General features: G+C 52.9%; 1 protein-coding gene. It reads right to left on the minus strand.

What is annotated here, in order from left to right:
* On the minus strand, window positions 1–626 hold a 626-nt coding region (locus H8Z83_RS19465), incomplete at its 3' end, for a DUF7194 family protein (protein ID WP_436231661.1).
* Between the last annotated feature and the right edge of the window lie 263 nt (window positions 627–889).

Here is an 889-nt window from a genome sequence, read left to right on the forward strand (position 1 = left end):
CCCCCCCCCCCCCCCCCCCCCCCCCCCCCCCCCCCCCCCCCCCCCCCTTTTAGATGTGTATAAGAGACAGGGGCCAACACTTGTGCTTGCAGCTTGATGTTCTCAGCCCGATTAGTGGTGCGTCGAGTGATGGCAGCCAAGCGTGCTACTTCAGCCGCTTCGTGTTGTGCAGGAGTTACCAGACCGCTAGAGGCAGCGCGATGGATCGTAACCTTGGGTTCTTTACCCACGATGTCAGAAGCCAGTGCAGCAATCTCCAGTTGCAGGTTAGCCAAACTCAGGTGGTCAGGAAGAGCACCGAAGTCTAACGAACCCACAATGTGTTGGTAGGTGATAGCGTCGAAGTTAGGGAATGACTCAATGTAAGAATCCGGTACATAGATCGGAGTCTCCGTGTCAGACATCAACGTGACAATCTTACTGCCTGCTTTCTTGTCGCGGTCGAATTCGGCTTTGGACAAAGTTGCTGGGATATAGATCGTGTTGAGAACATCCAACCCAGCAGCTTGACACTCATCGAACGTACGCAATGCACTACAGGTGTAGAGGACTGTCGGCAACGCGGTGAAGGGTTCAATCAGTGTGTACCGACCCTTCGTTAACAGTGGAGGAGTAATCCCAGCCATACGTCACCTCAGACTGTGATGTCGAGCATCGAGTACTTGGTCACAACCAGATACAGAATGTCATTCATCGACGACGCGATGTACACAACTCCGTCACGAGTCACACGAGACATACCCACCGGAATGTCAGAGAACAGTGTAGCGTTCTCAGCCACGATCAACATCTCGTACAGCAAGTTGATGAAGTCCTGTGTCGCCAATTGCATCCGGTTGAAGTCTGGAGACGAGGTAGGAACGTTGATGTCTGTCTCTTATACACATCT

The organism is Dysosmobacter segnis, assembly GCF_014297285.1.
GTDB lineage: Bacteria > Bacillota > Clostridia > Oscillospirales > Oscillospiraceae > Oscillibacter > Oscillibacter segnis.